Source organism: Bacillus sp. ISL-4 (assembly GCF_018613275.1).
GTDB lineage: Bacteria > Bacillota > Bacilli > Bacillales > DSM-1321 > Peribacillus > Peribacillus simplex_E.
Genome location: NZ_JAGGQN010000075.1, coordinates 1 through 9,348, shown reverse-complemented (window position 1 = coordinate 9,348; position 9,348 = coordinate 1). Strand labels below are relative to the sequence as shown.

6 protein-coding genes, 1 rRNA gene and 1 riboswitch are annotated in these 9,348 nt (G+C 38.3%); of the genes, 6 read left to right on the top strand and 1 reads right to left on the bottom strand.

Annotated elements, in window-relative coordinates:
- The first annotated feature begins 26 nt into the window (after positions 1 to 26).
- Positions 27 to 142, top strand: a 5S ribosomal RNA gene (rrf, locus tag J7J00_RS26995).
- 278 nt (positions 143 to 420) lie between these two features.
- Positions 421 to 1,260 carry a tyrosine-type recombinase/integrase gene (locus J7J00_RS26990; RefSeq protein ID WP_214796176.1) on the top strand — a complete coding sequence of 280 codons (840 nt, stop codon included), beginning with the start codon at positions 421 to 423 and terminating at the stop codon, positions 1,258 to 1,260.
- A gap of 260 nt (positions 1,261 to 1,520) precedes the next feature.
- On the opposite strand, the gene J7J00_RS26985 is transcribed toward J7J00_RS26990, so the two are convergent.
- On the bottom strand, positions 1,521 to 4,649 hold the full coding sequence (locus J7J00_RS26985; RefSeq protein WP_214796174.1) for an efflux RND transporter permease subunit: 3,129 nt from the start codon (positions 4,647 to 4,649) through the stop codon (positions 1,521 to 1,523).
- A gap of 189 nt (positions 4,650 to 4,838) precedes the next feature.
- Here J7J00_RS26985 and J7J00_RS26980 point away from each other — a divergent pair, with 189 nt between their 5' ends.
- The 4 genes from J7J00_RS26980 to J7J00_RS26965 all read left to right on the top strand — a co-directional run.
- Entirely contained in the window at positions 4,839 to 5,717 is an 879-nt protein-coding gene (locus tag J7J00_RS26980) for a TetR/AcrR family transcriptional regulator (RefSeq protein ID WP_214796172.1), read from the top strand.
- A gap of 242 nt (positions 5,718 to 5,959) precedes the next feature.
- A complete protein-coding gene (locus tag J7J00_RS26975) occupies positions 5,960 to 6,622 on the top strand; it encodes a hypothetical protein (RefSeq protein WP_214796169.1) in 663 nt (220 codons plus the stop codon).
- Positions 6,623 to 6,636: 14 nt separating this feature from the next.
- Complete coding sequence (locus tag J7J00_RS26970; RefSeq protein ID WP_214796167.1) at positions 6,637 to 7,899, top strand: efflux RND transporter periplasmic adaptor subunit; 1,263 nt, start codon at positions 6,637 to 6,639, stop codon at positions 7,897 to 7,899.
- A 198-nt stretch (positions 7,900 to 8,097) separates the two neighbouring features.
- Positions 8,098 to 8,245, top strand: a riboswitch (cyclic di-AMP (ydaO/yuaA leader).
- 161 nt (positions 8,246 to 8,406) lie between these two features.
- On the top strand, positions 8,407 to 9,348 hold a 942-nt coding region (locus J7J00_RS26965), incomplete at its 3' end, for a cation:dicarboxylate symporter family transporter (RefSeq protein WP_214796165.1).

Here is a 9,348-nt window from a genome sequence, read left to right as displayed (position 1 = left end):
TTTGAAGGAACAACGTTCCTTTTATGTTTGGTGGCGATAGCGAAGAGGTCACACCCGTTCCCATTCCGAACACGGCAGTTAAGCTCTTCAGCGCCGATGGTAGTTGGGGGTTTCCCCCTGTGAGAGTAGGACGCCGCCAAGCCATTTAAAAAGATCAGCCACCCTGGCTGGTCTTTTTTTGAGGTTGATATTCCTACAGTATCTTTTTATTTAAACTGATAAAAAAGTAGTGACTCAAAAGGACCATAATTAAACTAATATTCCGTATAAATGATAGGACATACTATAAATGTATCTGAATTTCTACACCTATCTGTATTATCCATATCTGTTTCAGACAAAGGGACAGAATTCTTCGTTTCTGTAGGGATATATGTTAAACTTAACGTAGTTCTGAAACTGTCATTGGGGGAATAGCCGATGGATACCTCTGCTAAAGATGAAATGATTTTTTCGTTTGCTGAATGGTTGAGAGACCAAGGCAAATCAGCTAATACGATCAAAACGTATACTGGTGTCCTTTCACAGTTTTGTGACCAGACACAAAAGATATTGATGGAGATTCATTCTGAAGATGTTCAGGGTTATCTTGATTATTTAGAAAATTGCAAGAAAAGCCCAGGGACAATCGAAAAACACTATATCGCCCTAAATGTCTTCTTTAAATTTTTAGGCAAACCGCAAGTAATGCTTTCTGTGGAACGTAAGGTTAAGGAGCACAAGCTTGAGGTACCTGAAACTTTAAGCATCAATGAGCAGCAGATCCTGTTAAGGGATATAGAAGCAGAAGGCAATCTAAGGAACATTGCCATCGTCTACCTTTTGTTACATACTGGAATTCGTGTTTCAGAATTATGTGACTTAAATGGCCGTGACATCATTATGGAAACAGAGCGAAATTATATACTTGTCAGGAACGCAAAAGGTGAAATCGATAGATCCGTTCCCCTTACACTATCGGCTATACAACATGTAAAAAATTATCTTCATTCTTTAAAAGAAAAAGCGGATCCGTTATTCATCTCAAGCTATAATCAAAGGATCACTCCAAGGTCAGTTCAATATATATTAAAAAAATACAATGTGCATCCACATAAACTGCGACATACCTTTTGCCAAAGGTTAGTGGATAATGGAATAGATATACAAACGATATCAAAGCTTGCCGGTCATAAAGATTTAAACGTAACGAAGCGTTATTTAAAAGAAGAATCGCTGGATTTGGCAAATGCGATAGATCAAACTTTCACCAAACACTAAGCTATAGAAATTAAAAGGGAAAGCGGGTGCTTTCCCTTTTTTTGTTTAAATAAAGTTTTAAAACAAACAAATTTCCTTGGAAAAGACGAATAGTACGTTTTGTCTTATGAGACGGGGAAGGTTAAAAGAAGAAGGAATATAGTTCGGTCAAAAGGGGCCGGAAGTATGAAGGGCTAATATGTTAAGAGCATATTGATCAATTGTTGAATCAAGAAAGAGGGGATTCCTAATATAAGGAATCCCCTCTTTCTTTTTCTTTGTTACTTAACTGTTTTTTTCTTCTTTTTACCTATTTTCATTATAACTTCATATACTACCGGCACTATTAAAAGTGTTAGCAATGTAGAACTCACAAGTCCGCCGATAACGGTAATTCCCAATCCTTGTGATATTAATCCACTGCCTTCCGCACCGATTGCCAGAGGTATTAAAGCGCCGATTGTGGCAAGGGCAGTCATCAGGATTGGACGCAGGCGGGTGGATCCTGCCTCGAGTAAAGCTTCCCTGGTAGATAGCCCGGATTCTTCATTCTTGATAACACGGTCCACTAATACGATGGCATTAGTTACAACGATACCAATAAGCATTAGGACACCCATCATTGCTGAAACGCTGATGGTCTCACCTGCAACGAATAGCCCTGCCAATGCCCCGATTACCGTAAATGGTAAGGAGAAGAGAATGGCTATTGGTGCTAAACCACCATGGAAAGTAACCACTAGGACAAAGTATACGATAGCAACGGCCGCTAACATAGCGATACCAAGTTGAGTGAATGATTCCTGGATATCTTCCGTCACTCCGCCATAGTCTATAGAAACGCTTGCTGGAAGGTCTAATTTATCTACTTCCTTTTGTACCTCCGCTGTTACTGCTGCCACATCATCCGTTTTGATTGTTGCAGACACGTCGGCATAAATTTTTCCATCGCGGCGGCTGATTGTATCGGAAGCTTTGCCTTCTTCGATTTTCACAAGCTCTTTCAATGGGATTTCCATTCCCGTTGGAGAAGAAATTTTCGTATTCTCAAGATCTTTTTTGTCTTCAAAAGTCGTTTCTTCTGTCTCGACATATACTTTGACTTCTTCTCCATCTTTCTTAATCGTAGTTATAGCATCATCTTTATTCGTATTGGCAATGGACATACCAATTTGTGCAGCTGTCAGTCCAAGGTCGCTTAGCTTTTCCTGGTCTGCAACTAGCGTATATTGCTCATAAGCATCGGAAAGACTTGTATCAACATCTTTTAAATCTTTATTTTTCTTCATGATATTTTGAATATCATCAATTACCGGTTCAATGTCTTTTTGTGTATTTCCGTAAACAAATAGAGTGGTTTCGTTGCTTGATGTTGACGTGAATTCTTGTTGCTTCCAAGTTCCAGGTGAATCAAGTTCAGTTAAATCCTTTATGACAGTTTCTTTTTTGTCCCCGAAATTTTCGGTGTCTTTATCATAGAGTACATAGAAGAGAGCCGAGTTACTCGAGCCGCCCATCATGCCGCCCATCATGCTTTCACCAAGTGTGTATTGAACGGTCTCCACATCGTTTTTATCCATGAAGTATTTTTCTACTTTTTCTGTTTGTTTTACAATATCCTCTTTTAACTCTCCAGGTGCGGGAGTGTAAGTGACGATAATCGTTTTCTCTTCATCTGCAGGCATGAAGCTGACACCGATGCTTGGGATTAGGAATAAGCTGCCGACCAATAATACAATGGCTGTACCGAAAGTGATCAACTTATGGTTTAACGACCAATCCAATGCTCTTCGGTAGAATGAAGATAGTTTGCTTGGTTTTTCTTCATGTGATTTTAATTCTTTTTTAGATAGTCCCTTTTTAAATAAAGAGTCTGCCATTGCCGGAACAAGTGTGATGGCAATTATTAATGAAGCGACTAATGCAAACACCATTGTTAAGGCGAATGGCATGAATAGTTCCCCGACAGGTCCTGTAACGCTTGCTAATGGCAGGTATACGGCTACAGTAACAATTGTCGATGAAAGGATAGGGATGAACATTTCCTTAGTGGCTGATCTTATTAATTCGCCGCCTTTTAATTGTTCGCCTTTTAAAGCCATTCTTCTATAAATATTTTCAATGACAACAATGGAGTCATCGACGACTCGCCCAATGGCAACGGTCATGGCCCCCAGTGTCATGACATTCAATGAAATATCCATTTGTTTAAGCACCAAAAGGGCTGCTAACAGGGATAATGGAATCGAAATGACGGAAATGAGAGTGGTTTTAAAGTTCCTAAGGAACAGCATGATAACAATGACGGCAAACAGACAGCCGAAGAGTGCCTTGCTGATCATGGTTTCAACAGAATCTTTAATCGGTTGGGCTTGATCAAGCGTAGTGTGTACACTTACGCCTTTAAAATCTTCTTTGAAATTCGTAACTTCATCATTTACTTCGTCTACGATTGCAACTGTATCGGCATCAGGTGATCTTGTAACCTGGATCCCAATCGATTCGCTACCGTTTGTTCTTGAAATCGATTCAGCCTTACCAGTGATTTTAACATCGGCAATGTCTGATAATTTGACGTTTTGCAGTTGGGCAGGACCTGTTGCCATTTCAGGAGATAATTGATTGGTTTCCGGTCCGGTTTGTGCTGGCGTTCCTGTTTGAGAGCCGCCGGTTAAAGGTATCTTTATATTTTTCAGGTCTTTTAATGTGGAGATGTTTCCATCCACAACGATCGTTTTTTCCTTATCATCAAAGTTATATATCCCAAGGGGCATGTTGACATTTGCGGCCTGGATAACCTTCTTTACGGTATCTTCATCGAGCCCGTATTGAGCCATTTTTTCCTCGTTGAATACTAGGTTGCCCTCATTTACTTGTTGTCCGGAAATTGATACGGATGTCACGCCGTCAATTCCTTCAAGTTTAGGCACTAACACCTCTTCAACGTTTTTTGTAAGAGCTGGTAAATTAGAACCCTTATCTGTTACACTGAGTGCGACGACAGGAAAAGCGTTTAATTCTAATTTTGATACGCTTGGGTTATCCACTCCCTCAGGAAGTTCTAATTTCTCTAAAGCTTCTTTCACTTCTTTTACAGCGTCGTCCATATCCGTATCATAATCATATTGTAATTGGACGGAAGAGGCATTAGCCATGGACGATGAACTGACTAATTCGACTCCTGGCAAATTTGTTACTTTCTGCTCAATCTGGTCTGTGAGCTTATCTGCTACTTCTTCAGGTGCAGCTCCAGGATATACAGTGGAGATGCTTATTAAAGGAGTCGAGATGCTAGGAATGGTTTCTTGTTTCATGTTTAAACCGGAGTATAAACCAGCTGCAACGATGATGATCGTAAGCAACCAGATTGCCAATTTATTCTTTAATGAAAATTTAATTATTGAATTCAAGCTTGTACCCTCCATACATAAAATTGTGACTACTCGGTCACAAACTCAAATATATAGTATATGGATTATGATTGCAACAGATAATATTCAGTAGTGTTAACGTTGTGATTTCAAGGGTTTTGGGATACAATTTGGAAGAAGTGACCCATTGGTCACCAATGGACAATTTTAAGAGATAGGATGAATTTGATGAAAGAAAAAAATAAGATGATCATAGATAAGTCTGTAGAGCTTTTCGCGGAGAAAGGCTATCATGCCACTTCCGTTCAGGAAATAGCAGAAAAATGTGGAATAGCAAAGGGGTCTTTTTATAATCATTTTAAATCGAAGGAAGAATTACTGGTCTCCATTTTTAAATTTTATTATGAAGCGTTGACGGATTCATTGCTTGATCTTGAACTGGATGCTTCATTGTCCAGTAAAGACAAATTCATGAGGCAGATCACCGTTCACATTGAGCATATGACGGGAAATACCAACTTGATTCAAATGATGATGCAGGAACAAATGGTTCATATCAGCAAAGAACTAGATAGATTTTTACATTATATCCATGAAGAGGGCTTGATTTGGTTCAAGCGTAAAATCATTGAGTTATACCCGGGACTTTCTGCTGATCTTTTGCCGGATTGCACCATAATTTTGGATTCCCTTTTCAAAGGATATATCGGAATATTGATCAGGAAACAAAATGCTTTCGATGTGGAATTGTTACCTAGCTTCATATTGAACCGGATGGATTCAATCATCGCAAGCCTGGAGAACATGGAAGATCCATTATTGAAACAATTTCCCTTACCAGGATGCTCGATGCGGGATATGAGCCCAAAAGAGGAAATCCATTCGATCATCGTCAGGATGCTGGAAGTGGAAACACGTAAGGAAGAGGGAATGGAACCAAATAAGAATACGGAAGCTTTAAAGGCGATCCAGGAAGAGTTTTCAAAAGTTAGGCCAAGCCCCATCATCTTGGAAAGTCTTTTGTTATTTTTGGAAAAAAATGAAAAAAGAAGTCCCTTGAGTTCAAAGCTTATCTTGATGATGAAGGATTATTTGTTGAATATATGAAGGCTTTACTGAAAGGGGCGTATAGCCTCTTTTTTCATTTGTTAATGAGTTTCAAAAGCGGGGCTTAGGAAAAGTACAAGTGATGGGAAGAAGACACTCTTAACACCAAATTAGTGTGGGGATTAAATTTGAAGGGAAGGGCTTATGTATTTTTTTTGTATATTCATCCCTTATTTCTGCAATTGTTTCCAAAATAAGATAAAATATATGATGAAATATCATTTTTTGCAGGAGGACCACATATGGTGTACCAGGTCGGATTGTTAAAGGGCATTTTAAAGCCTTATCGGAGTCGTTATCAGCTGCAAAAAGCAGAGGCAGTCACAAAGCTTGGATTGAAATTACTATTTTTATATTTTCTTAGTCTTATAGTATTCGCCATTGGGGGATATTTTGGCATTGGTTCAGAATCATTTTCCAAAGAAATCACGACGATGAGTGCCAATGAATTCGAAGCAGCAAAGTTGCTGATTTTGAGCGGCAATATAATAACAGGCATACTCGACCCTTCCATATACATATTTTTAGCAGCTCTATTCTTTTGGATCGTTACTGATATCCCATATATAAAATTGGTCATCGTTCAAATGATTCTTTTTGGTTTGCAGTTAGTGGAAAAAATATTACTGATCCCTCTATTCGTTTTAATGGATATAGGCAGCGATGCCAATCCTTTTTCATTGGGGATCATCAGTCAGTATTTTCTCAGAAGTGATTATTTCATTCACTTTTTCAGCGAAATCACCATTTTTCAATTTCTTATTATTGCTCTGCAATATTTTTATTTAAAGGAATTTTCACAACGAAATAATTATTTGGTCCTTTTAATGATTGTTCTATTCTATCTGGCCACATGGTTTGTTAAAGCCTTTTTAGCATACATCCAAGTAGGCGTATTTGTATAAGGCGGGTGAAAAGAATGAGCGGAAAATGGAAAATAGCAGCGGTCTCGATTGCGTCGATAGTGTTAATAACCGTTAACATATACCTTCTTGAAAAAAAAGAAAGCAAAGTGGAACGAACTGTTTTCGTTGAAAACTGGACAGAGGTAAAAAAGGATACAATTACGGATACTATTCAAACAAATGGGGTAATTAAACCTGTAGAAGAGTATGATATCTATTTCGATAGCAAGAAAAATGATTTTAAGAAATTCCTTGTAAAAGAAGGCGATGCGATTACGGCTGGCTCCTCGTTGTTTGAGTATACGACGACCGAACTTGATGCGCTAAAAGCGGATTTAGAAGCGGAGAAAACGGCAGCTGAGGGAGAAATTGCAGGGATTGAAGAATACATAGGCAAGTTGAGGTCTTATCAAGGAACCCTGGCCAGTGATTCTGGAAAAGTGGCCATTGATGAATCGGTGGAAAAAAACTTGAGTATTGATTTAACAACAAGCTCGACGGATCTTATTAAAAGTAACATTGAGCAAGAAATGTACAAGCAGGAACTGGAAAAAAACAGTTTGAATGAAAAAGTGAAAATGCTTGACGCTAAATTAAGTTCAATTGAGGAGCAGTCCAATGCGATTGCGACGACGAGCGAGGCTGATGGTGTAGTTAAAAATATCAATAAAAACCTGAATAATCCCATCATATCCATTGTTTCTACAAATATGGCAATTGAAGGGGAATTCTCCGAAGAGGAAATGAAAAAGGCTGAAGTGGGCATGACTATAAAAGCAAGTTCCTCTGATTCAAAAAAGACATTGAAAGGAACGATAGGCCGTATCCATTCCTATCCAGCTGAAGAGCCGTCGTTAAAAAAAGATAACAGATTTCCATTTCAGGCTTTAATCGAACCGGAAGGCGAAGAAACGGAACCTTTGTTGGTGGGATCCAAAGTGGATCTTACAGTAATAACCAATGAGAAAGCCGGTGTATCCTCCGTTCCTATAGAGGCGGTATATTACCAAAAACAGCCTTATACTTACAAATTGACTAAAAAAGGATATGTGGATAAACATTACATTACAAAAGGGCTTAAAGCAGAAGGAAAGCAAGAAATCATAAAGGGACCGTCGGTAGGTGACGTCATACTGCTGAAGCCGAATGTGGCAGTGAAGAACCATTCTAATTTTATTACTCCGATTCAATTTAAAAAAGTGAAAGTTGCAACTTATAAAAAATTCACCTCTAGGGAAAAAGTAAGATATCTGTTACTTGGCATTTTGGAAAAATAACCGTTCCTTCAACAAGAGAGGTGATGTCAAATTATTTATTAATTATATCAATATAACTTAAGTGATTAAAAATCGGGAAGAGTAATTATAGATACAATGGCTATTAATACAGAATATTCAGACATATTTAAAGATTTTTTCTAGAACGGATGAGAATAAATATTTACAGATTATCATTTTTAGTATAATATTTTATTATAAGTTAACTCGCTTAATCTTATTCCAAGAACGGGGGACCCATTTTTGTGGATTTTATCCGCTAGGGGTGAATTCAGAAATGAAAGGGCTTTTTGTGTTTCCAATCCTAACCCGACAGCTAACCTCGTCAGCGTCTTCAAGGGAACATGTACGCCTATAAGAAATCGACACATGAAGTGTCTTTTTTTTCGGCGTAAAGACAGAGTTTTTCAAAAAAGAAAAATTACTTTCTTTTATTAGTATCTTGTTTCCCTTACCGAGACAAAAATGTTTTTGCATCAAAGACTTTATGGAAGGTGAGGAAAGTAAATGAAGAAATTCAAATTAAGTTTAGCTAGCCAAATTTTCATTGGTTTAATTTTAGGGATTATCGTTGGTGCCATTTTTTATGGTAATGAGACGGCCCAAAACTTTTTACAGCCATTCGGAGACATTTTCCTACGAATGATTAAAATGATTGTAGTGCCGATCATCGTTTCAAGCCTTATCGTTGCAGTTGCTGGTGTAGGCGATTTGAAAGCGGTAGGTAAGCTAGGTGCTAAATCATTATCATACTTTGTTGCAGTAACTATGATAGCGATTGCTGTTGGTTTAATTTCAGCGAATATCATCCAGCCTGGTGCTGGTGTGAATATGGATAAGCTGGAACAAACTGATATTTCCACATATGTGGATACAGCAGAAACTAAGCAGCATGAATCGTTTGTAGATACACTCGTTCACATTGTACCATCCAATCCAGTTCAAGCTATGGTACAAGGCGATATGCTAGCGATCATTTTCTTCTCCGTGTTGTTTGGACTTAGTATTGCGGCCATCGGTGAAAAGGGTAAACCAGTATTCCGTTTCTTCCAAGGTACAGCTGAAGGAATGTTCTACCTAACTAACATGGTCATGAAATTCGCTCCTATCGGTGTATTTGCACTAATCGGTGTGACGATCTCCAAGTTCGGTTTGGAATCTTTAATTCCGCTAGGAAAGTTAGCGCTTTCTGTATACGGAACAATGATTTTCTTTGTAATAGTCATTCTTGGTCTTATTGCGAAATTTGTCGGATTCAATATCTTTACGTTGATTAAACTTCTAAAAGAAGAATTGATTCTTGCTTTCTCTACTGCAAGTTCAGAAGCGGTTCTTCCGAGACTCATGGAAAAAATGGAGAAAGCGGGATGTCCGAAACATATTGCTACATTTGTTATTCCGACTGGATACTCCTTTAACCTTGATGGTTCTACATTGTACCAAGCGTTA